The 711-nt window shown below is 22.6% G+C and carries 1 protein-coding gene; it reads right to left on the bottom strand.

What is annotated here, in order from left to right; genetic code table 11:
- Positions 1-35: 35 nt before the first annotated feature.
- On the bottom strand, positions 36-407 hold the full coding sequence (locus KGF50_RS21780; RefSeq protein ID WP_227827964.1) for a helix-turn-helix domain-containing protein: 372 nt from the start codon (positions 405-407) through the stop codon (positions 36-38).
- Positions 408-711 lie beyond the last annotated feature (304 nt).

Below are 711 nucleotides of genomic sequence, written 5' to 3'. Positions count from 1 at the left end.
TTATTAGAAATCTTGGAAAAAGTAAAAGAAGAGAATTAGTTCTCTTCTTTTAAAAATCTCTTTATATAAGCATTATCAATCATTTTTTCTATAGCTTCTCTATCTTCTTCTTCAAGTGAATAGATCTTTTCTAAAAGCTGTTTTGTTTTTTCACTAACTGATAAACTTTCTATTATCAATTTGTCTTCTCTATTTATTTTTGTATTTTCATTTATACCTAATAAATAATCTGTAGATGTTTTTAGTGCCTTTGCTAATCTTACTATTATTTCACTTTTAGGTTCTCGCAGATTATTTTCATAACGTGATAAGCTAGCTTCAGTTATACCAACTTTAGTAGCAAGTTCCTTTTGATTTATATCCAACTCTTTTCTTAGCTTTGCTATTCTATCTCCTAAACTTTCCATATGTACATCACTCCTTACCGAAATTATAAGTTATTTTACTAAAAAGTAAAATAAAATTACCAAAAATACATAAAAAAAAATAAAAAAGAAGAAAAAAGATTGATAATTACCGTTTGTATATATATAATATAAGTTATACAAATGGTAATTTATGGAGAGGTGATATGTTGAATACAAAAAATCAAACTTAAAAATGATGCTATTAAAAAATAAATCAAAAAAGTAATAAAAATATTAAAAATAAATTCTATAATACATTTATTTAAAGAAAATATAAAGCTAAGTTTATAAGAAAAGAGTTATG

The organism is Clostridioides sp. ZZV15-6598, assembly GCF_020657705.1.
GTDB classification, from domain to species: Bacteria; Bacillota; Clostridia; order Peptostreptococcales; family Peptostreptococcaceae; genus Clostridioides; species Clostridioides difficile_F.
The sequence above is the reverse complement of the archived record's forward strand: the minus strand, read 5'-3'. Positions and strand labels throughout refer to the sequence as shown.

Excerpts from the sequence above, each read along its gene's own strand:
- KGF50_RS21780 (WP_227827964.1), bottom strand. The coding sequence starts at position 407 with ATGGAAAGTTTAGGAGATAGAATAGCAAAGCTAAGAAAAGAGTTGGAT.